The sequence below is a fragment of the Sphingomonas sp. NFR04 genome (assembly GCF_900114095.1).
Lineage (GTDB): Bacteria > Pseudomonadota > Alphaproteobacteria > Sphingomonadales > Sphingomonadaceae > Sphingomonas.
Genome location: NZ_FORV01000011.1, coordinates 17,453 through 41,641, shown reverse-complemented (window position 1 = coordinate 41,641; position 24,189 = coordinate 17,453). Strand labels below are relative to the sequence as shown.

Genomic DNA, 24,189 nt, shown 5'->3' with positions numbered 1-24,189 from the left:
TCATGTATGGTTTCATGACGAACGAATTCATCCGACGATGTTTTCCGTACATTTTCCGTACGGCCGTCGCGATGCTTCGCTAAGTCATTGAAAAGATGGCGCACCCGACAGGATTCGAACCTGTGGACTCTGCCTTCGGAGAGACAAATTCAGGTATTTTGACGTCCATGGCCATCCAACTACATCCATGTATATCAATATGTTAACGAAATAAGTGCGCGCTTGTGCAGAGCGATCCGGAGGGGTATATTTGACGTATATTTGACGTATATTTGACGTATATTTGACGTATATTTGACGTATATTTGACAAGTTTTCAGGTCCAACATGCCGAAAAACCTGAGAGAAACGCCAATCACCACTCGAGCATCGCGGGCGAATTTGACGCCGGGTGTACACTGGCGCCTGCTCGATCCGGACACGCATCTTGGCTACCGCAAGGCGAAGCGGGGCGGGCGATGGCTGGTACGCAGCTACGAAGGGGATGGTGCGTATCGGCAGCAGACCATCGGCACAGCCGATGATGTGATTACCGAAGGGACGCTCACGTTCGAAGGTGCTTGCAAGGCGGCACGCGAGGCTGTCGCGAGCGGTCGCCGCGCTGCTGCGGCTGAAGCGGCTGGCCCCGCCATAACCGTGCGGGCTGCGGTGAAGAGCTACATCGTTCGGCAGAACGCACGGGCCAGTGTGCGCGCTGGACGAACGGTGCGGTCGACTGCCGACACCCGCCTCACAAAGCACGTCTTGTGCAACGATGCTCTTTGCAACGTGCCCTTGCACGCGCTGACGGAAGAGATGCTGCGGGGTTGGCGCGAGGCGCTCACCAGCGGGAAAGCAAGTTCCCGGACGCGCTTAGCGGCCGATCTGAAGGCAGCGCTGAATGCGGCCGCCTTGGAAGGGCGTCGCGGGCTTCCGGCCGATCTTCCCCTAACCATCAAGAATGGACTGAAAGCACCCTGCGCCGAGGCAGTCGAGCCGGCGGAGATTGTCGCTCGGGACAGTCAAATCCTAAGCGATCAAGAGGTGCGTTGGATCATTGAGGCCGCCCGACAAATCGACAATGAGCGGGATTGGGACGGCGACCTCCTGCGAATGGTCATTATCTTGGCCGCCACGGGCGCCCGATTTAGTCAGGTGCAACGCCTTGCGGTGCAAGACTTGCAGATCATCGCATCGCGCATCATGATGTCGTCAAGTGCCAAGGGGCGCAAGAAGAGCGCGCGCTACGTTCCGATTCCAGTTGGAAAGGACGTAATTGAGATGTTGCAGCCCGCTATCGATGGGCGGGACAAAACTGCCCATCTGGTGGAACGCTGGCATCATCGCCAAAAAGGACCTGGCAGATGGGTTCGCGAGGGACGTCGACCGTGGCGGGCCTCCCACGAGATCACCAAGGTGTTCAGGCTCGTCGCCGAACGTGCTGGCCTTCCTGGGTATGGACCCTACAGTCTCCGCCACTCGTCAATCGTCCGCCACTTGCGCTTGTGCAGTCCCATTCGACTTGTTGCCGCTCTGCACGACACCAGTGTCGAGATGATCGAGAAGCACTACAGCTTTTGGATTGCGGACGGCTTGGAGGAGATCGCGGCACGTGCCGTAGTTCCACTTTTGTCCGATAAGTGTCAGCCAACGTCCGGGAACGCATAATGGTTGGCTACCTGATCCATGGGCGGGCACCTCGGTAATCGCCGTAAGACTTAGCTGCCATCGCTCGCTGCTCTCGCGCATTTGCAGGTATGCAGACGTTTGGGCAAATCTACTGGATTTGCAATCATGGGGTGCACTGCGCAAACGCACTAGCTTTCGGTCTCGACAACGGAGACCCTCATATGAAAATAACGTCGACCCTGCTCGCCATATGCACCGCTCTAGCTAGCCTGCCCGCGATAGCGCGACCCGAGCCAAAGCCCGACATTGTGCTCGTGCACGGAGCATTCGAGACTGCCGCCATCTGGAATGGCGTGGAGGTGGCGCTGCGACACGACGGCTATCGCGTGCTTTCCGTAGATCTGCCCGGCAGGCCAGGCAGCCCGGAGCACTCTGACGCCGTTAGTTTGGATGTCTATCGACGCGTAGTGCTGGAGGCGATCAACAAGGCTCGTCGCCCCGTCATCCTCGTCGGGCACAGCTTCGGAGGGATAATTATCTCGAGCGTTGCAGACGCGGCGCCAGAGAAGGTCCGCACCTTGGTCTATGTGGCGGCTCTACTGCCGCGCGACGGCGACTCGCTGCTCTCGCTGGCGACGGCCGATCCGGGCTCGCAAGTTGCGCCGCACTTGATCGTCGACAAGGCGAACGGCATCGCCTCAATCGCGGAGGATGCTCGCGGCGAACTGTTTGCTAATGATGCCGATGCGGGTGTCCAGGCGGTGGTTGCGAAGGCAGTCGTGCCAGAGCCGCTGGCGCCGCTGGCTGAGCCGATCCACCTTTCCGGCAGGCTCGCCGGTGTCGACAAGGTCTATGTCCACACCGCTCGCGATCAGGTCGTAAGCCCTGCAGGACAGGCGGCAATGGTGGCTGCGACGCCGGTGCGCAAGGAAGTGTCCCTCGATACGGGGCATACGCCTTTCGTCACCAACCCGGCCGCGCTCGTTGCAGCGATCGAGCAGGCGACGATGTGAGCACCTTGGCCCGGCGCTATTCGCCGGGCCCTTCGTCATTCTGACGCGCCGGGCTCTCCAGCCCGACAGCCGCCTCCCTGGCTGCGGCTAGGATCTCTTCAGAAAGCGCGGGATCGTCCACGGCTCTAGCGAGCTGGAGGCAGCCTATCAGCATCCCGAAGGTGGCAATTGCCCGGCTACGGGCCCCCTTGTCGTCTGCGGAGCGGCACGCAGGCGTGAGCTGATCGATCAACGTGCGGAGCTGCGCGGTATAGCCCTCGCGCACCGGCCCCGGCTGGCGTGCGATCTCCGCGACAAGCGCCGCGTTAGCGCAGCCTTGCCCCGGCGCGTCGCGGTGCGCTGGCGACAAATAGGCGTCGATCAGCGCAGGAAGTAGGTTGGACCCGGCATCGGATGACAGCGCCGACCGCTGCTGATCGAGCGCCGCGTCGAGGGCGTGGCTGACCAAATCCTCCTTCGATTGGAAGTGCGCATAGAAGGCACCTACGGTCAGCCCGGCTTCGGCCATGATGCCAGCCAGGCCCGTGGCAGCGATTCCCTGGTCGCGAAACTGCCGCCCGGCGGCCGCCACGATCCGCTCCCGCGAGGCGGCTTTCTCAAGCGACGATCGTCGCATGCGCGTGCTCCTTCTTCAGCATTGTATTATGGCCATACTATAATATGATGATCATACTATAAACGAGTCGAGCAGGAGGCAAGAGGCTGTATATGCAGGAGAATGACAGGGTTGCGCTGGTAACGGGTGCATCGACCGGGATCGGGCTGGCGACCGCGAAGCTGCTCGCCGCGAGCGGCTACCGCGTGTTTGGCACCAGCCGGCGTCCGCGCGAGAATATCGATAGGGTGACTATGCTCGCCTGCGACGTGACCGACACCGCGTCGGTGGAGGCGGCCGTTGCCGCAGCCTCGCAGGCTGGCCCTATCCGCCTTCTCGTTAACAACGCGGGAGTGGGGCTGCTTGGCGGCCTTGAAGAATCGTCGATCGCGCAGGCGGAAGATTTGTTTGCGGTCAACTTGTTCGGCGTCATTCGCGCAGTGAAGGCGGTGCTGCCGCAGATGCGGGCGCAGGGAGAGGGCAGGATCCTAAACATCAGTTCTGTGCTGGGCTTCTTGCCGGCGCCCTATTCGGCGCTGTACGCAGCGTCCAAGCACGCGCTCGAGGGGCTGTCGGAATCGCTGGATCACGAGCTTCGCGGCTTCGGTATTCGGGTCAGCCTGATCGAGCCTGCTTATACCCAGACTGCGTTCGAAGCGAACCTCGTCGTGCCGGACACACCGCTGGATGCCTATGCTGAGGCCCGCGCTAATGCTCAGGCGCTGATGCGGGATGTGATGGTACAGGCGGATCCGCCCGAGCTTGTTGCAGCGGCGGTGTTGAAAGCGGCGACTGCGCGGGCGCCCCGGCATCGTTATACGGTGGGCAAGGTCGCTCGCCAGGTCAGCCTGCTTCGCCGCTTCGTGCCCGAAGGCGCCTTCGACAAAAGCTTTCGCAAGCAGATGCGGCTCCCGGCCTGAAAAAAGGTGGATCGGCGGCCGAGGGATCGGCCGTCGATCCAAAGTCTTCAGGAGACGATCAGCCTGCCCAGCGGGAGCCGCGGATCACCGAGCAGAAATTGCCGCGGTGGAAATGCGGCTCCTTGTCCGCGATGACATCCGCCTTGACGTTGCCGAAAGTCGTGTCCGGCTTGTGGCGGATGCCTTCGTAGAACGCCTGGAGAATGTCTTCCTTGAAATGCGCCGTGCGCGGAAAGGCGGCAACCACCGCGTCGCGCGTGGCATCGTCATAGTCGTCATAGGTCAGGCCGAGCACGTCCATTTCCACACCGGCAGTCGTCAGCGCGACCACCGGATGCATGAAGGCGGGGATGCCGGGCGTGGTGTGCAGCGCAATGGCGGTCCATACCAGAGTGACCTCGCCCGGATCGACGCCATGCCCAAGCAGGAAGTCCTGCGCGGTATTCGCGCCGTCCACCTCGAAACGCAGATCCGGGCTGCTGTGCGAGGGCATCAGGCCGATGTCGTGGAACATCGCAGCTGCATAGAGCAGTTCGCGATCCACGCTCAGTTCGCGCTGAAGCCCGGCGAGCGCGCCGAAGAGGAAGACGCGGCTGGAATGGTTGAACAACAGCTCGCTTTCGGTGTCGCGCACGAACGCGGTGATCGCGCGGCCTAAGCGGGAATCGGGCACCGCGATTCCGTGGATCGCGGCACTGTTGCGCAGGGTATCGGTCATGCGGAGTTCTCCGGTGTGGGGGCGGCCAAGGCGGGAAGGCCGAGGGCGGCGGCGACGCCGGCGCCATAGGCGGGATCTGCGCGCGTGCAGTTGTCGACATGGCGTTGCTTGATGTGCGGCGCCGCGTCGCCCATCGCGCGTGCGGTGTTGTCGAAGAGCACTTGCTGCTGGGCCGGCGTCATCTTGCGGAACAGATTGCCTGGCTGCTCCCAGTGATCATCATCGACCCGGTGGTCCCAATGGGCGGCGGCACCGTCCACCGGCAGCGGCGGTTCGTCGAAATCGGGCTGGTTGGCCCACAGGCCGCTGCTGTTGGGGTGATAGGGCGTGGTCGCACCCAGATTGCCGTCGGTCCGCATTGCGCCGTCGCGGTGATAGACGTGCACCGGACATTTCGGCGCATTGACGGGAATAAGGGCGAAGTTGACGCCCAGCCGGTAGCGCTGCGCATCTGAATAGGAGAAGAGCCGCGCCTGCAGCATCTTGTCCGGCGAGAAGCCGATGCCCGGCACGACGTTTGCCGGTGAGAAGGCGGATTGTTCGACTTCGGCGAAATAGTTCTCCTGGTTCCGGTTCAGCTCCAGCACGCCCACTTCGATCAGCGGGAACTCCGCCTTGGGCCATACCTTGGTCAGGTCGAACGGATTGTGCCGGTGCAACTGGGCCTGCGCTTCGGTCATTACCTGGATGAACAGGGTCCAGCGGGGATAGTCGCCGGTCTCGATCGCAGTGAACAGGTCGCGGCCATGGCTCTCGCGGTCGTTCTTGACGATCTCGCCGGCCTCGACGTCGGTGAGGTTTGCGATGCCCTGTTGGGTCCGGAAGTGGAACTTGACCCACACGCGCTCGCGCGCGGCGTTGATCATCGAGTAGGTGTGGCTGCCGAAGCCGTGCATATGACGGAAGCTCTTCGGCACGCCACGCTCCGACATCACAATCGTAACCTGGTGCAGCGCTTCGGGCAGCAGCGTCCAGAAGTCCCAATTGTTGTCCGCCGAGCGCAGTCCGGTGCGGGGATCGCGCTTGATCGCGTGGTTGAGGTCGGGGAAGCGCAGCGGATCGCGGAAGAAGAAGACCGGCGTGTTGTTGCCCACCAGGTCCCAGTTGCCCTGTTCTGTATAAAACTTCACCGCGAAGCCGCGAATGTCCCGTTCCGCATCTGCGGCGCCACGCTCGCCGGCAACCGACGAGAAGCGCAGGAACAGATCCGTCTTCTTGCCGACCTCCGAGAAGATCGCCGCCTTGGTGTAGCGCGTGATGTCGTGCGTGACCGTGAAATGGCCATACGCCCCCCAACCTTTCGCATGCATCCGGCGTTCCGGAATCACCTCGCGATCGAAATGGGCGAGCTTTTCGAGCAGCCACACGTCCTGCAGCAGCGCAGGGCCGCGGGGGCCCGCGGTGAGGATGTTGGTGTTGTCTGCCACCGGCGCGCCGGCAGCGGTGGTGAAATGCCTGTCGTCAGCCATCGGATAGGCTCCTGTGGAAGCGCGCCTGGGGCGCGGCGGCGGACCGCTCCGCCGGAAGATCGGGTGTCGGCACGGGCGATTGCGGGGTGGACAACCCGTGCCGACCCCGCGGTTTTCGCAAGATGCGGGCCTGGCAGCAATCGCGCGCTTGCTGGAAATTCTGCCAATGCTGTGTGATATGATGCCGCGCGGTTCGGATAGGCGATCACGGTGATCGGAAGGGGAGGATAGCGTGGCGAAGCGGCAGATCGCGGTGCTGATTCAGGATGGAGTGCAGGCGCTCGACGTCGCTGGGCCGCTCGATGTCTTCGCCGAAGCAAACGGCTTTCTTCCCCAATCCGAGTACTATGACGGCCTGCTCGTAGCGCCGTCGCATGCGCCGGTGCGCGCTTCGAACGGCATGGCGCTGATGCCGCATCTTTCGCTGGGGGAGGCGGAGCGGCGGTTCCACACCGTGCTGGTGGCGGGCGGGCCTACGCTGCCGGACGCAGCAGCAGATCCGATGGTGTCGGGGTGGCTACAAAGCTGCGGGGCGCGCGCCGAGCGCTATGGATCGGTTTGCACAGGCGCTTTCGCGCTTGGCCATGCCGGGTTGCTCGACGGTCGGACCGTGACGACGCATTGGCAGAATGCGGCTTTACTCGCCGCGCGCTTCCCGAAGGCGCGGGTCGAGCCTGACCGCATCTTCGCCCGCGATGGGGCGCTGATTACTTCGGCGGGCGTCACGGCGGGGATCGACATGGCGTTGGCGCTGGTCAGCGAGGACCATGGCGAGGCACTGGCACTAGCCTGCGCGAAGCGGCTGGTTGTCGTAGCGCAGCGTCAGGGCGGCCAATCCCAATTCAGCCCATTGCTCACCGCCCGCATCGATGCGGACTCGCCCGTCGGCAAGGTGCAGGACTATGTCCTCGGGCACTTGGACGAGCCGCTTCACGTAAAGCGCTTGGCGGAAATAGGCGGCACCAGCCCGCGCAGCATCGCGCGGCTGTTCGTCACCCAACTGGGAGTGACCCCACATGACTTCGTTGAAAGCGTGCGAATCGATCAGGCGCGCAAGCTGCTGGAGATGAGTGACCGGCCGCTCAAGGCCATCGCATTCGACTGCGGCTTTGCCAGCACCGAACAGATGCGGGGAGCGTTTCAGCGCAGGGTGGGCCTTAACCCCGCGCGCTACCGGGAAAGTTTCCGCGGCCACCGGCAGGCGGATTCAGCCGCCGCACCAGCTCGCCGGTAGCGGGAACCAGATAGGTCGCGCTGTCGACGAGCAACAGCGGTTCGCTCGTCGACAAGCGCCACGCCCGCGCGCCCAGCAAGCGTCGCGGTCCGCGCGGCGTGTCCAGGGTGTCGACCAGCCGATAGGCGATGACGGTCAGCCAACTGCCGTCATCGCCTATGGCGGCGAAGCGGTCGAGTTCCTCCTCGATCGCCATCACGCCTCAGCGCTGAAGAAAAGCGAGCAGGTCAGCGTTGAGGCGCTCCTTGTCGATGTGCAGCAGGCCGTGCGAGCCGCCCTTGTAGACCAGCAACTGAGCATGCGGCACCAGTTGCGCCGTTAGCTTGCCCGAGATTTCAATGGGTACGATTTGGTCGTCATCGCCGTGAACGACGAGGGTAGGCACTGTGATCTTGGCGAGATCTGCGCGGAAGTCGGTCTCCGAGAAGGCGCCGAGCGCGTGATAGGCCGCCTGGATGCCGGTGGCCTGACCTTGCCGCCAGTAATTCTCGCGCAACCCGTCGGAAGGCTTCGCGCCTGGCCGGTTGAAGCTGTAATAGGGGATCGTCACGTCGCGATTCCATTGCGCGCGATTCTCCAGCACCGCTGCCCGGAAGGTGTCGAACAGGGCCTTGGGCGCACCGTTGGGGTTGTCGGCCGTCTTCAACAGGAACGGCGTGACGGCCGCGACGAAGGCGGCGCGGGCGATGCGCCCCTCGCCGTGGCGGCCGATATAGCGCGCGACCTCTCCGCCACCCATCGAATGACCGATCAGCGTTACCGCGCGGAGGTCGAGCGCTTCGATCAGCGTGGCGAGATCGTCGGCGAAGGTATCATAGTCATAGCCATGGGACGGCTGGCTGGAACGCCCGAAGCCGCGACGATCATATGCCACAACGCGGAAACCGCGCGCTGCTAGGAAGAACATCTGGTCTTCCCACGCATCCGACGAGAGCGGATAGCCGTGGCAGAAAACTACAGCGGGACCCTTGCCCCAGTCCTTGTAGTAGAGCTCGGTCCCGTCCGAGAGGCGGAGCGTGCTGGCGGTACGGTTGATCACACGCGTACTTCCGGGGAAGCGGGGATCGGCCGCCACCGGGGTCGCGGCCTGACTGGAGGCGGCAAAGCCGATCGCGGCAGCGCCGCCGGTGCCAGCGGCCAGGAAGGAACGGCGGCTGCCGTCAAAAAAGGCATTGGACATGCGTGGTCTCCCTTGGCGGGCGGAGCAGGGGCTCCGCCCGCGATGGATCAGAAGCCGAGACGGCGGAGGTCTTCGGCCTCGAAGGCTTGGCCGCTTCGGTTGGCGACGTACGGAAGCGCCGAGACGCGGCTGCGCCAGTCGGCGAGGGCGGTCAGGTCCTGGGGCGCGCTGATGCCGGCGGCATCGGCGAACATCAGTCCCGCGAGCAGCGTGGCATCGGCCATCGAGAAGGCGTCCCCGGCAACGAACGGCCGCGTTGCGAGAACGCCATCGAAATAGCGCATGCCTGCAAAGGCACGATCGCGTTCACGCTCGCCCCAGGCGGTACGGCCCTCCCAGTCGAGGCTCTTGTGGGGCTGCAGCGCGGCGCCGAGTCCAGGCGTGGCATAATGGAAATAGTGGCCGACGGCCTCGCTCACCTCGGCTTCTGCTCGGCGCTGCATCATGTGGATCATCGCCTTCTCGCGCGGCGTGCGGCCGGTCAGCAGCGGCGCGCCGTCAAGATTGTCGAGATACTCCGTGATTGCGGTGACTTCGGAGATGAACGTGCCGTCGTCGAGCTCGAGCACCGGCAGGACACCCGATGGGTTCTTCGCGAGAAATTCGGGCTGCTTGTGGGCAGCGCCGATCAGGTCGACGGGAACGAATTCGATCTGATCCTCAAGACCCTTCGCAGCGACGACGATGCGGACCCGGGCAGGATTGGGGAAGCCTGAACGGTCATAGATTCGCATGTGAGTATACTCCCTATCTATCGATAGGTAGATAGTGAGCGTTGTTGTCGGCGGAGTCAATGTCTATCTATCAGTCGATAGGGAGATTGATGATGTCCGATACGAGACAGGCGATTTTGGCAGCGGCCCGCTCTGCGGTGCAGGCGCGCGGCTATAACGCCTTGAGCTTCCGCGAAATCGGCAAGGAAATTGGTGTGAAAAGCGCCAGCATTCACTACCATTTCCCGACAAAGGGCGACCTTGGAGCAGAGCTCGCCCGCGATTATACCGCGCAGGGCAAAGCCTATCTGGACGAGCTGTCGGCTTGCGACTCGGCTGTCGGCTGCTTCGACGGGTATCTGGCGATTTTCCGTAAGGCGCTGGAAGACGACAACCGGATGTGCCTGTGCGGCATCATGGCGGCGGAGCAGCATGATTTGCCGGAGCAAGTGCGTGTCGAAGTGTCGCGGTTCACCGACATGAACGTCGCGTGGCTGGAGTCTCGATTGGAAAGCCTGCTGCCGGAGCTGCGTGCGGATGCCCGGCATGACCGGGCAATCGCGATTTTCGCGGCTATCGAAGGCGCGCAACTTGTCGCGCGCGGACGAAGCGACGCCACGATGTACGACCGGGCGATCCAGTCGTACCGCGCAAGTCGTCTCATTCCAGCGTAAAAGGTGATGGTGACGGCTTCAGCCGAGCCGTCAGGCCCAGGCCCGCATCCCACGTTGAACGGCCGTCCTGGTGTCCATCCGCTGGTACCAAGCAACAAAGTTGGCGAATTTCCCTGGATCCAGCACCGTGCGGTAGGAGCCTGCGATGGTGAACGCTGCAATGTCGGCAAGCGTCACGTTGTCGCCGGCCATGTAGCCGCCCGGCGCCGGAAAGGCATTGGCTGCCGCGAGGGCCATTACCGCAACCCCGTCGAGATGGTCTGCCGCGTCGTCGTCACCAAGCTGACGCGCACGAAACGCCGCATGGCTGGGTCCGATAACATCCGTGACGAAGTAGAAGAAGCGTTCTAGCGCCAGCGCATGTCGTGCAGGATCCTCCGGCAACAGCAGCCCGTAGGTGGTACGGGCAAGGTGCAGCAGGATGGCGTTCGATTGTGAGATCGTGAGCATCTCGGGCCCACGTCGATCGATCAACGTCGGAACCTTGCCGGCGGGATTCAACCGGAGATGAGACGGAGAGCGCTGCTCCCCGTCCCGAAGGTTCAGTCGCCGGACTGCATAGGCTAGCCCCGCCTCTTCCATTGCGATCGCCACCCTGAGGCAGTTGCCGGTGCGGGCGCCGATCAGCTCAAGCGCGGGCGGCTGCGGGACCGTCTGCGGCATTTCAGGGCAAAACCGTAGAGATATAGGCCTGCAGCCCCTTGGGATCAGACGCGAACATCGCCGCCGGACCCTTGGTCGGTTCTCCCGGGAAGACGTCGTCGAGACCTTCGGCCAGCGCATCGAGCGTTTCGGTAGCCACCTCGGCAGGCGTGACTTTGGCGTCGGACGACCAGGCGCCCATCGCCGTGTCAACCTGCACGGGCATGCTCGCAACCACGGCGATTGACTGATCGGCGAGTTCGGCGCGCAGGCTCCGCGTCAGTGCCAGTGCGGCCGATTTGGATGCGGAGTAGGTGCCCATCTTCGGCATGGTAACCAGCGACAGGAACGACAGGATGTTGATGACGGTGGCCTCGTTGGCCCGTTTCAGCACGGGCAGAAACGCGCGGGACAGTGCAAGTGGCGCGAAATAGTTCACTTCCATCTCGCGGCGCGCGGCGGCATCGGCGCCTTCGGAGAGCACGCCGGTCATTTCGCAGACGCCGGCATTGTTGACGAGCAGCTGTACGTCGCTCGCGGTGCGAGCTGCCGCCTCGATCTGCGCCGGATCGGTGAGGTCCAGAAGGACGGGTACGACCTTGCCGCCGCCTTCGGCAACGAGCTGGGCGAGTTGTTCGTGCGAACGCCCGGCGGCATAGACTTTTGCCGCCCCGCGGCGGAGCAGTTCAGCGACGAGCGCGCGACCGATGCCGCCGTTGGCGCCCGTGACGAAGGCGACAGTATCTTGGATGTTCATTGTGGATCTCCGATCGTAAACGTGGGGCAAGCGGGACGCCGTAGAGTCAAGGCTTGGGCAGATACGGTGCGACCGCCGCGGCTGAAGTATCCACCGGCGTCAGCATCATGTTGGTGGTGGAGCTGCCGATGTAGCGCTCCGCGATCTTCCAGCCTTTCTCGGTCTTCTCCAATCGATCGAGCATCGGCGAGTAGAGCCACAGCGCGGGCAGTAATTCGCTCTCGTGCACCTGTCCGTCGCCCAGCTTGGGGGCATCCTCCAGGGTCGCATAGCGGACCAGCAGGTTCTGGTAGCGCACCGCCACCAGTCCGCTCTCTTCGACATCGACGATGTGATTGGAGGCGTGCCGACTGACGCCCGGAATGAGATAGGGGTATACCTCGCTCAGGAAGTGCCGGATCTCCGCTTCCCCGTGCAGCGAACCGTGGAAATGATATACCCGGGCGTCGCTCGTGAAGGCGGCGATCGCGCCTTCAAGGTCCCACGTCTCGAACAGCCAGTTGACCCGGTTCACATAATCGATGGCGTCGGCGCGGACTTCAGGAGCGACAACGCTGCTGGCACGAATCTTTGGAAAGAAGCCCATTCAAAATTCCTAAAACAGTGTGTAATTGCACATCATGAGGTACAAGTGAGGTGCGTCTTATCGCTCGAACCCGATTGCCAGGATCAGGTCACGAAGCTGCGCTGCGCGGTCCGGGCCGGCGCTTCTCTCGAATGCCTGTTGCGCAGCCTCCCAAAGCGGGGCCGCAAGATGCAGCCGCGCGGCGCCGGCGTCTGTTAGGGCGAGCGCGTTGGCACGCTGTCGCTCCACCGGGCGCCGTTCGATCAGACGCGCCTTTTCCAATGGGCCGAGCGCGCGCATCAACGTCGTGCGTTCCATGACCATCTGCTCGGCAAGATCGGCGATGGTGATCGACCCGCGCGCATCGATCACGGCAAGGATCGAATATTGCGACGCAGAAAGACCGGATGATGCGAGATGCTGGTCGTACAGCCGTGTCAGGCTGCGCGCGCTACGGCGCGCAGCAAAGTTGTGGCAGAGGTCGGGTCCAAAACCGCTCGTCATGGTCGAAACATATATGTGCAATTGCACTATTCAAGAGGGTCACCAGAAATTTGTAACAATCAGCGCGCTGCCAATCAGCGCCACCAGGTCCTCGACCAATGCCGCAGGCCGGTCGGCACGGAAGGCACGAGCAAGCGCGGCACGGGCGGCGCGCCCGGCCAACGTGCCGATCACCGCTCCGAACAGACCGCAAACGATTCCGGCTACAAGGCTTCCCTGTGCTGCGCCCAATGCTGCTCCGCTGAGGCTGCCCATCACGATCCGCGCGCCGAACTGTGGCGGTACCGTGCGGGCAGGGGTGGTCGGGCGCTTGTCGGATATGAGTTCTGCGACTGCCGCGATCGAGAGAACAGCCGCGGCCCAGATAGATCCGAGAAACGCCAAAGGCGTGCCGGTGAGATCAATCGCGCCGGAATAGGCAGCCCAGCTGACTGCGGCAGGTGCCATCATCGCGCGCAGCCCGGCTACAAACCCGAGCAGGAAAGGAGGAAGTATCAACATCGAAAAGGTCCTTGCGCTTCATATGCTTTGAAGAAAGAGGGGCGGTCTGCGCGACCCGCGCACATCGACTGGGGGCATATCGCCGTGACACCGCTCGTCCGTTTCGAATATGCGTATGCCGTTTGAAGAAGCCCATGACGGTGCATCCGCAGATCTTGCCCGATCGTCTGCGGACGCGCGCAGCAGCGATCTTCTGTCGGAACTATTGTCGCCGCTGCGGATGCGCGGTGAGTCCATTGCGGCCTCCAGCCTAGAGGCAGGGGCGCTAAAGCGGGTTGCAGCCGGTGCCTCGACCTTCCATTTGGTGGCCGAGGGGCGCGTCACCCTGAGCCTCGGCGCGACCTTCCACGAAGCGACCGCAGGCGATCTGATCATGGTGCCGCTGGGCAATGCCCATGCCATCGCCGCGATCGACGACACGCGACTGGTGAGCGGCACGTTCCGCTTCGACGATCGAACGCAGGAATCGATCTTCCGCACGTTGCCGTCCTTCATCCGCATCGCTCGGGATCAGGGCGGCAATGCCGCCTGGCTTGAGCCGCTCGTCCACTTCCTGCTGGCCGAGGCGACAGCACCAGGGCCGGGCGCGGCCATCATGATCTCTCGATTGATTGACGTGCTGGTGGTGCGGACGCTGCGCTCCTGGGCGGCAGCGCTGCCGGAAGGCGCGAACGGGTGGATCGGCGGCCTAGCGGACCCGCGGATCGAGCGTGCGCTCAGTGCCATCCATGCTGATCCGCATCGCCCCTGGACTCTCGAGCAGCTTGCTGCCGCAGCGGCGATGTCGCGCTCGGCGTTCGCCGCACGGTTTCTCGCCTGTACCGGTGAGCCGCCGCTTCGCTACCTGAAGAACTGGCGGCTGCACCTGGCGCGTGACCTGCTGCGGATTGAGGGCGCTCGGGTGAACGTGGTGGCCCGCACCATCGGTTATGATTCCGATGCGGCATTTAGCCGGGCCTACAAAGCGCGTTTCGGAGTCCCGCCGAGCGAAGCGCGTCAGGAACCTTGAGCAGTGTTCGCTTCTGGTGGCGCCTGGAATCGATTCTCGGCCTCCAGGCGGCGAAGCGCGTCGGCGAGACCAGCGACGATGGCCATATTCCTTCCGCGGAGGGAAGATAACAATACCGGAGAAAAGATGCCTGGCAGCGGCAGATAGACGATGCCTTGCGAGCGCATTCGCCGCGCAAGCGCAGGTACCACAATGACACCGGCGCCGCCGGCCACCAGCGCCAACGCCGCCCCGGGCTCGGTGACCGTGAGTGTCCTTCCGATCCGCACGCCCAATGCGCGTAGGGCTTTGGCGAAGTGTTCGTCACGCCCGGCCTTGCGTGTCTCGATCTGGATTAAAACGTCCTCTTCTGGCTCGCGGCCGGCCGGTGGAAGCAGCAGGCGGTGGCCCTCCGGCACCGCCAGGACGAAGGCCTCCTCCCGGATCTGTATCTGTTCGATCGCAGCGTCCTGGCTGGGTTCGTCTCCCACGGTCAGGTCCAGCTCGTTGCGCCGTAAGCGGGCTTCCAGTTCCTCGGTAGGATGAACCGAAAGACTCACCTCCAGATCGGGATGCGCGCGGCGGAGATAGGCGATGCCATCAGGCATCCTGCCGTGCAGCAGCCATGGCGTCGCGCCGATGCGGAACAGGCTGCGGCCATCAATGGGGAGCGCGGCGACGTCCTGTTCCAGCCGCCGGATGCTGCCCAGTATTTCTTCGGCGCGGGTAGCCACCAGAGCGCCGGCCGCCGTGAGAGACATGCCGCGCGCCTCGCGGTTCAGCAACTGGGCGCCCAGTTCCGCCTCGAGCGCAGCGATCTGTCGGCCGAAGGGCGGCTGCGCGATATGCACCTCCCGCGCGGCGCGCGTGAAGTTCAGATGACGCGAAGCTGCGAGGAAATAGCGGAGCTGCCGTAATTCCATCAGTGCTCTACCCAACAAGTTGTGGCCAGGACCGCGAAGGTTTTGGACGAAGTGGAAGGCTCTGCGTACGTCTGCTGCCGCCGACCAATTAGGTCGCCGCTCCCGAACTCTTCCGAGGAACGATGGATACCGACACCAACCCGCAGGGCGCGGCTGGGACCCTGGCGGGCCCTGCGCTTGCCGTCACCGCCATGGCATTGGCGCTGGGCACCTTCATGCAGGTGCTCGATGGTTCGATTGCCAATGTCTCGCTTCCCACCATTGTCGGCAATCTGGGCCATTCGACCGATGATGGGACCTGGATCATCACCTCGTTCGCCGTCGCCAATGCGGTGATGGTGCCGCTGACCGGATGGTTCACTCAGCGCTATGGCGTGGTGCGCACCTTCGTTACCTCGGTGATCCTGTTCACGATGGCGTCCTTTTTGTGCGGCATCGCGTGGGACCTGCCTTCGCTGATCCTGTTCAGAGTGCTGCAGGGCGGGGTCTCCGGGCCAATGATCCCGGGTAGCCAGGCGCTGCTGATCTCGGTCTTCCCGCCCCAGCGGCGCGGCCTTGCGCTGTCGATCTGGTCGGCGACGACCCTGTCCGCGCCAGCGCTGGGGCCAGTGCTCGGCGGCTATATCTCGGACAACTACTTCTGGGGCTGGATCTTCCTGATCAACGTGCCGTTCGGCATCGCTACTGCGTTTATCACTCGCCGAAACCTGGCCGGCATGGCCGAAAACACCCGCAAGCTGAAGGTCGATACGGTCGGCCTGGCGCTGCTTGCCTTCTGGGTGTTCAGTTTGCAGATCGTGCTCGACCTCGGCAAGAACCGTGACTGGTTCGAGGACCCGCTCGTCACCGCCTTCGCGATCTGCGCGGTGATCGGCTTTGCGCTGTGGATCGTCTGGGAATTGACCGACGCGCACCCGGCCGTCGATCTTCGCCTGTTCCGCAGCCGCAATTTCGCGCTGGGTTCGCTGTCGATCTGCCTTGGTTATGCGCTGTTGTTCGCCAATAACCTGCTGCTGCCGCTTCTGCTGCAGGAGCATTTGCGCTACACCGCCACCTGGGCGGGACTGGTCGCAGCACCGAGCGGCGTGCTGGCGGTGCTGGCCACGCCTTTCGCCGGGCGGTTGCGGGTCGACCCGAGGTTGGGCGCCAGCCTGTCCTTTCTTTGCTTCGGCTGCTCCTTCCTGATGCGTGCGAACTACACGCCGGATGCCGACTTTCTCTCGCTCGCGCTGCCGCTCTTCGTGCAGGGCGTTGCGACAGCGCTGTTTTTCGTGCCGCTGCTGACCATCTCGCTGGACGGCATCCCGCCGGAAAAGCTCGCCTCGGCGAGCGGCCTGTCCAACTTCGCGCGGATCACCGCCGGCAGCTTTGCGGCCTCGCTGGTCACGACCTTCTGGGATCGCCGCGAAGCGCTTCACCAGACGGCGCTGGTGGAGGCGATTTCGACGCAGGGAGCGGGATGGCCCGGCGACCAGCTCGATCTCGGCGCGCGGGGTGTCTCGCATGCGCAGAGCATTGGGCTGCTCTACCAGGAAGTCATCAAGCAGGCGTATCTGCTCTCTGCCACTGACATTTTCTGGCTGTGCGGCTGGGTTTCGTTCGCACTCATAGCGATCTTGTGGTTCTGCAAGCGCCCGGCACCCAGCGACCATGTCGTGGCGGCGGACTGAGCGTCCGCGCCACGAACGCAGGGCAGGGCTCATTGCCCTGCGCTGTGCCCAAGCTGCACTGCGATCTTGCCGACAGGCGCAGTCCCCGCCTTCAGTTCCGCGAGGCCGTGGCTGATCGCCTCGGTTGTTCCCGGCAGCGTGGCGCCGATATGCGGCGTGACCCGCCCAAGCGCGGTCCAGCGCGCGAGATCGCGCATGCCGGCTTCAAGTGGCGCGAAATGCTGAGCCCTGCCGGACGCCGGCGTGCTGAAAAAGCTGAGCACATTGGCATTGAGTAGTGTCGCTTCCCGCGCCGCGAGGATGTCCGTGACTGGGCTCTTCGTTTCGCTGGTGCGGGTCGTACGGCCCGGGCCGACGCCCAGCACGGACCAAGCACCGCCGCGGCGGACCAGCCCGGCGGTTTCGACGAAGCCGATCTCGCTATAGGTCGCGTCAAACACAAAATCGACACCCTGTCCGGCGGTAAGACCCGTAACCTCGCGGGGGATATCCTGTAACTGACGATCCAGCACGATATCGGCGCCCGACTTTTCCGCCAGCGTGCGCGAGTCTGCTCGGCCGGCGCTGCTGATCACCAGCGGCACATCGAACACCTTCTTGGCGATCTGCACGGCCAGGTGCCCGACACCGCCACCGCCACCCGGAATATAGATCGACTGCACGCCCGCAAGATGCTCCGTAAGCGCCAGGTGCGCGGCGAGAAAACAGGCCGGCAGCGTGCCTGCTGCTGCGAAGCTGAGCGCACTCGGCTTGCGTACGGTAAGAGCGGCGCGGGCGATGGCATAGCCCGCACCGCCTTCCGCCCAGCCGCCGTCGCCGTCGCAATCGGCCATTGCCGCCACCGGATCGCCAACTTCGAAGGTCTCGACGCCAGGCCCCACCGCCGCGACATACCCGGCTAGATCGAAGCCGAGGGGCACTGGCGCTGCGCGGCCCATGAAGTTGAGTTCGGCGAGCTTGTACTCCAGCGGGTTGAGCGAAGAGGCCAGCACCTGCACGAGGACTTCGCCGGCACCGGGCACGGGGATCGGGTGATCGAAGGCGACGAGCGGCAGTCCGGCGCGCGCCTCCGTATAGCCGATCGCGCGAAAGTTGGTGCTTGCCATGATTCAGATCCTTCCGTCCGTCGGGCCAAGTATGTCCCAGCCGCCGCCGAGCGCGCGGTAAGTGGCGATGGCGGCGCGGGCCGCCTCGGTCTGCGCCTGGGCGCGGGCATCGCGTGTGCCGAGCAGGCGGCTGTCGGCATCGAGCACTTCGATCAGGCTGACGACGCCGCCCTTGTAGGCGGCGAAGGATGCGTCCCGCGCACGCGCAAGGGCGCGCTCGCCGCCAGCCAGCGTCTCCTGCTGCTGCGATCGCCGGGTCAGTGCGGACAGTGCGTTCTCGACATCCTCGGAGGCGCGCAGCACGCTCAGCCGATAAACGGCCAGCGCCTCGGCGTTCTGCCCGCGCGCAACCTTGATCTCCGCATCGACGCGGCCGAAGTCGAAAAGCCGCCAGCGTAGGCCCGCCACGCCCTGCGCCTGAAACGCGCCGCCGGTGAACAATGTGCTCGTGGCGGTGGTCGCCGTGCCGATCAGGCCGCCGATGGAGAGCTTCGGGAAATACTCGGCGATCGCGCTGCCGATCCGCGCATTGGATGCCGCGAGGTGGCGCTCGGCCGCAATCAAATCCGGCCGTCGCCGTAGAAGATCGGCCGGCGTGCCAATGCCCCCAAGCGCGGGAACGGCGGGGATCGGTTGAACTTCCGCCAATTCCTGCCTGCACGTCCCTGGCTGCTGGCCGAGCAGGATATCGAGCGCGTTCAATGCCACGTCGCGCGCATTTTCGAGCACCGGCACGGTGGCCTCGATCTGGGCAAGCGCGCCTTCGACCTGGCGCAGCTGCAGTTCGGCGGCGACACCCTTGGCGTATTGCAGCGCGACGGTCTGCACGAGCCGCCTTTGCGTTTCGACCTGATCGCGCGCGATCGCCAGGCGCGCCTGGAGCCCGCGAATGATCACATAGGTATCTGCCGTCTGCGCCGCGACGCTCAGCCGGGCAGCGGCGACGCCCGCGCGCGATGCCTGATAGTCGGCGATCGCTGCCTCGCGACCGCGCCGCAAGCCGCCGAACAGGTCCAGTTCCCACCCGGCATTCGCGTTCAGTTCGTACGTCTCCAGATCGCGGCCAGCGTCGGCAACCTGGGTGACGATACGCCCCGTCGGCGTATCGGTAGAAAGATGCGCAGTGGCCGCCTGCCCGGAGATGGTGCCGGAGGGCAGCAGCGCGGACGTCGCCTGCTGAAGGCCAGCTCGGGCTTGGCGAACGCGCGCCAATGCCTGGGCTACATCGAGATTTTGGGCTTCCGCCCTGACGACGAAGGTGGTGAGCATGGGATCACCAAAGGCGTTCCACCAGTCGGCACGAGGCGCAGCGGCATCATTCGACACCTGCGTGCTCACAAAGGAGGGCGGCGCGGCCAGGTCTGGCTTTTGGTAGTCCGGGCCGACGGCGCAAGCGGAGAGGAGCGCGCACAGCGCCAGGCTTCTCGACGGGAGGGAGAGAGTTCGCATGTCGTCCTCGGTCAATGATTGTGACCAAATTCCATTATAGACACTCGTTGTCAAGCTGGGCCGGCTGTCCTATCAGCCTTCGAATGAGCAATGTGGAACCCCAGGCGTCCGATCGGACGGAAAACGCGGCGCGCCTGCGCCAGCAGATCATTGCTGCAGCGGGTGAGCATTTCAGCCGCTACGGCTATGACAAGACCACCGTGTCCGACCTCGCTCGTGAAATCGGGTTTTCCAAGGCCTATATCTACAAGTTCTTTGGCTCCAAGCAGGCGATTGGCGAGGCAATCTGCTGGAATTTCTTATCAGTTATCCTCGATGCGGTTGATTTCGCTCTCGCTGATGCGCCTAGTGCCACGGAAAAGATGCGGCGACTCATTGGCGTCGTTGCTACGGAAGGGGTGCGGCTTTTCTTTGAAGATCGCAAGCTGTACGAGATCGCATCCTATTCCTCTGCGGAGCAATGGCAGACAACGGTTCGCTATGGGGAGGGACTACAGGCGCGGCTGGAGACGATCCTGCAGGAAGGACGAGCAGCCGGCGAGTTCGAGCGCAAGACGCCGGCGGACGAGGTGTGTCGCGCGATCCTGCGTGTGGTGCAGCCATTCACCAACCCGCTGATTCTCCAATATGGTCTGGATGACGCAGCCGAGGCGGCCACGGAGGTGTCCGCTCTTATCTTGCGCAGTCTGGCGCCATAGAGTGACTGATGACGAGTGACGCATTGACATAATAGTCACTATCGCGCAGATGGGAGCCGATCCAGGAGGCTCCCGTGTCGCAAACCCTTTCGCCTGTCGCTCTTCCCCTTTTAGCCCTTCTCTCCCTTTCAGCATGTGGCGCAGAAGCGCCGGATCCCCGGGCCGGGCCGCCGCTGGTGCGAGTCGCGCAGGCCGGGAATGCGGCGGAAGGAACTGCCGCGTTCACCGGCGTAATAACGGCGCGGGTGCAGAGCGACCTCGGCTTTCGCGTGGCGGGCAAGGTGGTGCAGCGTCTTGTAGACACGGGGCAGTTGGTGCGCCGCGGCCAGCCGCTGATGCGGCTCGATCCTGCCGATTTGGTGCTGGCCACGAATGCCCGCCAAGGCACTGTTGCCGCAGCACAAGCCAAGGCTGCGCAGACGGCCGCCGATGAGCGGCGGTACCGCGACCTCGTTTCGGCCGGTGCCGTGTCCGCCTCCGCGTATGACCAAGCCAAGGCGGCGGCCGATTCTGCCCGTGCGGAGCTGCGCGCGGCACAAGCGTTGGCGCGGGTCGCAACCAACGAAGCCGAATATGCGATCCTGCGTGCCGACGCGGACGGCGTCGTGGTGCAGACACTGGCCGAGCCCGGCGCGGTGGTTGCCGCTGGCCAGCCGGTCGTCAAGCTCGCACATGCTGGTCCACGCGAGGCGTTGGTGGCTTTGCCCGAGACGGTGCGCCCATCGATTGGATCGGCGGCGCGAGCCCAGCTTTTCCAGACGGGACAACAGGCCGAAGCCCGCCTGCGCGAGCTTTCGAACGCGGCCGACCCGGCAACCCGCACCTATTCCGCGCGCTACGTGCTGAGCGGTGACGCTGCCCGCGCCCCGCTGGGGGCGACCGTTTCCGTCACGATATCGTCGCCGCAAGCGCTGCACGGTGTTCAGGTGCCGATCGCTGCGGTGTTCGATCGCGGGCAGGGGCCGGGCCTGTGGATCCTAGACAGCGCATCACGCCAAGTGCACTGGCGGCCGGTCCGTATTGCGGCGATCGGTGAGGAGACCGCGACGGTCGCAGAGGGTCTGCGGGCTGCCGATCGGTTCGTCGCCCTTGGTGCGCATCTGCTGCACGAGGGCCAGATCGTGCGTGTCGGAGCGACCGCACAGTGAGCGGCTTCAACCTTTCCGCGATCGCGGTCCGGGAACGCGCGGTGACGCTGTTCCTGATCATCGCCATTTCGCTCGCCGGCATCTTTGCCTTTCTCAATCTCGGCCGTGCCGAGGATCCCAACTTCACCGTAAAGGTGATGACCTTCGTCACCGTCTGGCCCGGTGCGACTGCGCAGGAGATGCAGGAGCAGGTGGCCGAGCCGCTGGAGAAGCGGATGCAGGAACTCACCTGGTACGATCGCACCGAGACCTTCACCCGGCCCGGGCTGGCCTTCACTACGTTGACGCTCCGCGACATGACGCCGCCGGCCCAGGTGCAGAGCGAATTCTATCAGGCGCGCAAGAAGCTGCAGGACGAGACTTCCCGGCTACCGCGCGGGGTGTTGGCGCCGATCGTCAACGACGAATATGGGGACGTCACCTTCGCACTCTATGCGCTGAAGGCGCATGGCGAGCCGCAGCGGCTGCTGGTTCGAGAGGCCGAGGCCATCCGCCAGCGACTGCTGCACGTGTCGGGCGTGAAAAAGGTGAACATCATCGGGGAACGGCCCGAGCGGATCTTCGTCGAGTTCTCCTACGCGCGTCTCGCCAACCTCGGCATCAGCCCGCGGGACATTTTCGCGGCGCTGAACAACCAGAATCTCGTGACGCCGGCGGGATCGATTGACAGCAAGGGGCCGCAGGTGTTGGTGCGCTTGGACGGAGCGTTCGACGATCTACAGAAGATCAAGGACACGCCCATCATCGCCGCGGGCAAGACGCTCAAGCTCTCGGACGTCGCCGAGGTTCGGCGCGGCTATGAGGATCCTGCCACCTTTCTGATCCGCAATCAGGGCGAGCCGTCGCTGCTGCTCGGCGTCGTGATGCGGGAGCGGTATAATGGCCTGGATCTTGGTCGAGACCTTGCCAAGGAGGCGAAATCGATCGCTGCGGAGACCCCGCTCGGCATGTCGTTCACCAAGGTGAGCGATCAGGCGGTGAACATTCAGGAAGCGTACGGCGAGTTCATGCTGAAATTCTTCGTCGCGCTCGTCGTGGTGATCGTGGTCAGCCTGGTGAGCCTAGGCTGGCGCGTCGGCATTGTTGTCGCGCTGGCGGTGCCGCTCACGCTTGCGGCGGTGTTCGTGATCATGCTGGCGACGGGCCGCGACTTCGATAGGATCACGCTCGGTGCGCTGATCCTCTCGCTTGGCCTCCTGGTCGACGACGCGATCATCATCATCGAAGCGATGGTGGTGAAGATGGAGGAGGGGGTTGACCGTATCCGCGCCGCCACTTGGGCGTGGGGACATACTGCCGCGCCCATGCTCGCGGGCACGTTGCTCACGGCGATCGGACTGATGCCGGTGGGCTTTGCTAAGTCGAGCGCCGGTGAATATGCCGGCAACATCTTCTGGGTGGTGATGTTCGCGCTACTCACGTCTTGGGTCGTCGCGGTGGTTTTCACACCGTATATGGGTGTTAAGCTGCTGCCGCAGATCGGCCGCGTGGCGGGTGGCCATGCCGCCATTTACGGCACGCCGCGCTATCGGCGTGTCCGTCGACTGATCGCTGGCGCCGTGCGCCGGCGCAAGACGGTGCTGGCGGTGGTGATCGCCCTTCTGATCGGCGCGTTCGTGCTGATGGGATCGGTCAAGCAGCAATTCTTTCCCATTTCCGATCGACCCGAAGTGCTGATCGAAGTGCAGATGCCCGAAGGATCGAGCATTGAGGCGACCAACACTGCCACCGCCAAGGTCGAGGCTTGGCTGCGCAGGCAGCCTGAGGCCAAAATCGTCACCAGCTATGTCGGGCAGGGTGCGCCGCGCTTCTACCTGGCGATGGCGCCCGAGCTTCCCGATCCCTCCTTCGCGAAAATCGTCGTACTGACGCCGAACGAGAAGACGCGCGAGGCGCTCAAGCTGCGCGTGCGACAGGCAGCGGCTGACGGGCTGGTGCCCGAGGCGCGTATCCGCGCCACCCAGCTCGTTTTCGGCCCATATTCGCCGTTCCCCGTCGCCTTCCGGGTCATGGGCCCCGACGCAGAGAAGGTTCGCGGTATCGCCGAACAGGTACGCGCCGTGATGCTCGCCAATGCTTCGATGCGGCAGGTCAACACCGACTGGGGGGAGCGCGTGCCGACCGTGCATCTGGTGCTAGATCAGGATCGCCTCCAGGCGATTGGCCTGAGCAGTCATGATGCTGCAGAGCAGCTGCAGTTCCTGCTGACTGGGGTGTCGGTAACCCAGATCCGCGAAGACATACGCGCTGTGGACGTCGTCGCGCGCAGCGAGGGGCCGGACCGGCTCGATCCCGCACGGCTCCATGGGTTTACGTTCACCGGCAGTGCCGGCCAGCGCATCCCGCTCGACCAGATCGGCCGACTGGAAGTCCGCATGGAAGAGCCGATCCTCCGCCGTCGAGACCGTTTCACCACCATCACCGTGCGCGGCGACATCGACGAGCGGTTCCAGCCGCCGGAAATCTCGACTCAGATCGCCAAGGCGCTTGCGCCGGTAAGCGCCAAGCTGCCGGCAGGGTACAAGATCGAGACGGCCGCTGCGATCGAGGAGTCCGGCAAGGCCAACAAGGCGCTGGCGGCAGTCTTTCCGATCATGCTGGTGCTGATGATGATTGTGATCATCGTCCAGGTCCGCTCGCTGTCGGCGATGGCGATGGTGCTGCTCACCGCACCGCTCGCGCTAGTGGGGGTGGTGCCCACGTTGCTGCTGTTCCATCAGCCGTTCGGCTTCAACGCCATCCTAGGCCTGATCGGGCTCGCCGGGATCATCATGCGAAACACGCTGATCCTGGTGGGGCAGATCCATCAGAACGAGTCTGAAGGACTGGATCCGTATCACGCTGTAGTGGAGGCCACCGTCCAGCGCGCGCGCCCAGTGATCTTGACCGCGCTGGCGGCGGTGCTGGCGTTCATTCCGCTTACCCAGTCGGTGTTCTGGGGCTCGCTGGCCTTCACCCTGATCGGCGGCACGATCGGTGGCACGGCGCTGACGCTGGTGTTCTTGCCGGCTCTCTACGCGCTTTGGTTCCGCATCCAGCCCCTACTTGACCGCGACCCGGGTGAGCCACCGGAGCACCACGAGCCCGCGACCCACGACATCGTAGTGGCGTGAC

General features: G+C 64.0%; 24 protein-coding genes. 10 read left to right on the top strand and 14 right to left on the bottom strand.

Translation table 11 applies throughout. The features are described 5' to 3' along the window. The first annotated feature begins 327 nt into the window (after positions 1-327). Positions 328-1,647, top strand: a complete 1,320-nt coding sequence (locus BM009_RS21680) for a site-specific integrase (RefSeq protein ID WP_093299653.1) — start codon at positions 328-330, stop codon at positions 1,645-1,647. Between the two features lie 182 nt (positions 1,648-1,829). Then, a complete protein-coding gene (locus BM009_RS21675) occupies positions 1,830-2,621 on the top strand; it encodes an alpha/beta fold hydrolase (RefSeq protein ID WP_093299651.1) in 792 nt (263 codons plus the stop codon). A gap of 16 nt (positions 2,622-2,637) precedes the next feature. Here the strand turns inward: BM009_RS21675 and BM009_RS21670 are convergent, their stop codons facing one another. Next, complete coding sequence (locus BM009_RS21670; RefSeq protein WP_093299648.1) at positions 2,638-3,237, bottom strand: TetR/AcrR family transcriptional regulator; 600 nt, start codon at positions 3,235-3,237, stop codon at positions 2,638-2,640. Positions 3,238-3,329: 92 nt separating this feature from the next. Between BM009_RS21670 and BM009_RS21665 the strand changes: the two genes are divergently transcribed. Next, positions 3,330-4,136: an oxidoreductase gene (locus BM009_RS21665; protein WP_093299646.1), complete on the top strand. Its 807-nt coding sequence runs from the start codon at positions 3,330-3,332 to the stop codon at positions 4,134-4,136. 58 nt (positions 4,137-4,194) lie between these two features. Here the strand turns inward: BM009_RS21665 and BM009_RS21660 are convergent, their stop codons facing one another. Both BM009_RS21660 and BM009_RS21655 read right to left on the bottom strand, forming a co-directional pair. Next, the gene (locus BM009_RS21660; protein WP_093299643.1) at positions 4,195-4,854 is read right to left on the bottom strand and encodes an HD domain-containing protein; all 660 of its coding nucleotides are present in this window, start codon (positions 4,852-4,854) and stop codon (positions 4,195-4,197) included. Beyond that, positions 4,851-6,323: a catalase gene (locus tag BM009_RS21655; protein WP_093299640.1), complete on the bottom strand. Its 1,473-nt coding sequence runs from the start codon at positions 6,321-6,323 to the stop codon at positions 4,851-4,853. The genes BM009_RS21660 and BM009_RS21655 overlap by 4 nt, the downstream gene beginning before the upstream one ends. A gap of 232 nt (positions 6,324-6,555) precedes the next feature. Here BM009_RS21655 and BM009_RS21650 point away from each other — a divergent pair, with 232 nt between their 5' ends. Beyond that, positions 6,556-7,557 (top strand): GlxA family transcriptional regulator, encoded by a 1,002-nt coding sequence (locus tag BM009_RS21650; protein WP_093299638.1) that lies wholly within the window; start codon positions 6,556-6,558, stop codon positions 7,555-7,557. On the opposite strand, the gene BM009_RS21645 is transcribed toward BM009_RS21650, so the two are convergent. From BM009_RS21645 to BM009_RS21635, 3 genes are read right to left on the bottom strand one after another with little or no spacing between them, the layout of a single operon-like run. Further along, positions 7,481-7,753, bottom strand: coding sequence for a hypothetical protein (locus BM009_RS21645; protein ID WP_093299635.1), 273 nt, complete (start codon positions 7,751-7,753; stop codon positions 7,481-7,483). The genes BM009_RS21650 and BM009_RS21645 overlap by 77 nt on opposite strands. Before the next feature lie 6 nt (positions 7,754-7,759). Beyond that, positions 7,760-8,737, bottom strand: a complete 978-nt coding sequence (locus BM009_RS21640) for an alpha/beta fold hydrolase (protein WP_093299633.1) — start codon at positions 8,735-8,737, stop codon at positions 7,760-7,762. Positions 8,738-8,784: 47 nt separating this feature from the next. Then, the gene (locus tag BM009_RS21635) at positions 8,785-9,471 is read right to left on the bottom strand and encodes a glutathione S-transferase family protein (RefSeq protein WP_093299630.1); all 687 of its coding nucleotides are present in this window, start codon (positions 9,469-9,471) and stop codon (positions 8,785-8,787) included. 89 nt (positions 9,472-9,560) lie between these two features. Between BM009_RS21635 and BM009_RS21630 the strand changes: the two genes are divergently transcribed. Beyond that, entirely contained in the window at positions 9,561-10,124 is a 564-nt protein-coding gene (locus BM009_RS21630) for a TetR/AcrR family transcriptional regulator (RefSeq protein WP_093299661.1), read from the top strand. A 30-nt stretch (positions 10,125-10,154) separates the two neighbouring features. Here the strand turns inward: BM009_RS21630 and BM009_RS21625 are convergent, their stop codons facing one another. The 5 genes from BM009_RS21625 to BM009_RS21605 are packed head-to-tail and all read right to left on the bottom strand — an operon-like array spanning position 10,155 to position 13,093. Then, positions 10,155-10,787: a glutathione S-transferase family protein gene (locus tag BM009_RS21625; protein ID WP_093299628.1), complete on the bottom strand. Its 633-nt coding sequence runs from the start codon at positions 10,785-10,787 to the stop codon at positions 10,155-10,157. Position 10,788: 1 nt separating this feature from the next. After that, complete coding sequence (locus BM009_RS21620) at positions 10,789-11,523, bottom strand: SDR family NAD(P)-dependent oxidoreductase (RefSeq protein WP_093299625.1); 735 nt, start codon at positions 11,521-11,523, stop codon at positions 10,789-10,791. 46 nt (positions 11,524-11,569) lie between these two features. Beyond that, a complete protein-coding gene (locus BM009_RS21615) occupies positions 11,570-12,109 on the bottom strand; it encodes a nuclear transport factor 2 family protein (RefSeq protein ID WP_093299623.1) in 540 nt (179 codons plus the stop codon). A 57-nt stretch (positions 12,110-12,166) separates the two neighbouring features. Then, positions 12,167-12,592, bottom strand: a complete 426-nt coding sequence (locus BM009_RS21610; protein WP_093299621.1) for a MarR family winged helix-turn-helix transcriptional regulator — start codon at positions 12,590-12,592, stop codon at positions 12,167-12,169. Between the two features lie 39 nt (positions 12,593-12,631). Continuing rightward, complete coding sequence (locus tag BM009_RS21605) at positions 12,632-13,093, bottom strand: DUF4126 family protein (RefSeq protein WP_093299619.1); 462 nt, start codon at positions 13,091-13,093, stop codon at positions 12,632-12,634. 115 nt (positions 13,094-13,208) lie between these two features. Between BM009_RS21605 and BM009_RS21600 the strand changes: the two genes are divergently transcribed. Next, positions 13,209-14,102, top strand: a complete 894-nt coding sequence (locus tag BM009_RS21600; RefSeq protein ID WP_175488167.1) for an AraC family transcriptional regulator — start codon at positions 13,209-13,211, stop codon at positions 14,100-14,102. On the opposite strand, the gene BM009_RS21595 is transcribed toward BM009_RS21600, so the two are convergent. Continuing rightward, on the bottom strand, positions 14,090-15,004 hold the full coding sequence (locus BM009_RS21595) for a LysR family transcriptional regulator (RefSeq protein WP_093299614.1): 915 nt from the start codon (positions 15,002-15,004) through the stop codon (positions 14,090-14,092). The two genes, BM009_RS21600 and BM009_RS21595, sit on opposite strands and share 13 nt — an antisense overlap. A gap of 122 nt (positions 15,005-15,126) precedes the next feature. On the opposite strand from BM009_RS21595, the gene BM009_RS21590 reads away from it, so the two are divergent. Then, a complete protein-coding gene (locus tag BM009_RS21590) occupies positions 15,127-16,674 on the top strand; it encodes a DHA2 family efflux MFS transporter permease subunit (protein ID WP_254772407.1) in 1,548 nt (515 codons plus the stop codon). 29 nt (positions 16,675-16,703) lie between these two features. On the opposite strand, the gene BM009_RS21585 is transcribed toward BM009_RS21590, so the two are convergent. Together BM009_RS21585 and BM009_RS21580 are read right to left on the bottom strand one after the other, a co-directional pair. Beyond that, positions 16,704-17,780 (bottom strand): quinone oxidoreductase family protein, encoded by a 1,077-nt coding sequence (locus BM009_RS21585; RefSeq protein ID WP_093299611.1) that lies wholly within the window; start codon positions 17,778-17,780, stop codon positions 16,704-16,706. A 3-nt stretch (positions 17,781-17,783) separates the two neighbouring features. Continuing rightward, on the bottom strand, positions 17,784-19,244 hold the full coding sequence (locus tag BM009_RS21580; protein WP_254772406.1) for an efflux transporter outer membrane subunit: 1,461 nt from the start codon (positions 19,242-19,244) through the stop codon (positions 17,784-17,786). Between the two features lie 68 nt (positions 19,245-19,312). Here BM009_RS21580 and BM009_RS21575 point away from each other — a divergent pair, with 68 nt between their 5' ends. The 3 genes from BM009_RS21575 (at position 19,313) to BM009_RS21565 (ending at position 24,188) form a co-directional block, all read left to right on the top strand. Next, positions 19,313-19,927 carry a TetR/AcrR family transcriptional regulator gene (locus tag BM009_RS21575; RefSeq protein WP_093299609.1) on the top strand — a complete coding sequence of 205 codons (615 nt, stop codon included), beginning with the start codon at positions 19,313-19,315 and terminating at the stop codon, positions 19,925-19,927. A gap of 74 nt (positions 19,928-20,001) precedes the next feature. Further along, positions 20,002-21,075, top strand: a complete 1,074-nt coding sequence (locus BM009_RS21570) for an efflux RND transporter periplasmic adaptor subunit (RefSeq protein ID WP_093299607.1) — start codon at positions 20,002-20,004, stop codon at positions 21,073-21,075. Continuing rightward, positions 21,072-24,188, top strand: coding sequence for an efflux RND transporter permease subunit (locus tag BM009_RS21565; protein WP_093299604.1), 3,117 nt, complete (start codon positions 21,072-21,074; stop codon positions 24,186-24,188). Before BM009_RS21570 ends, BM009_RS21565 begins: the two co-directional genes overlap by 4 nt. The last annotated feature ends 1 nt before the right edge of the window (position 24,189 follow it).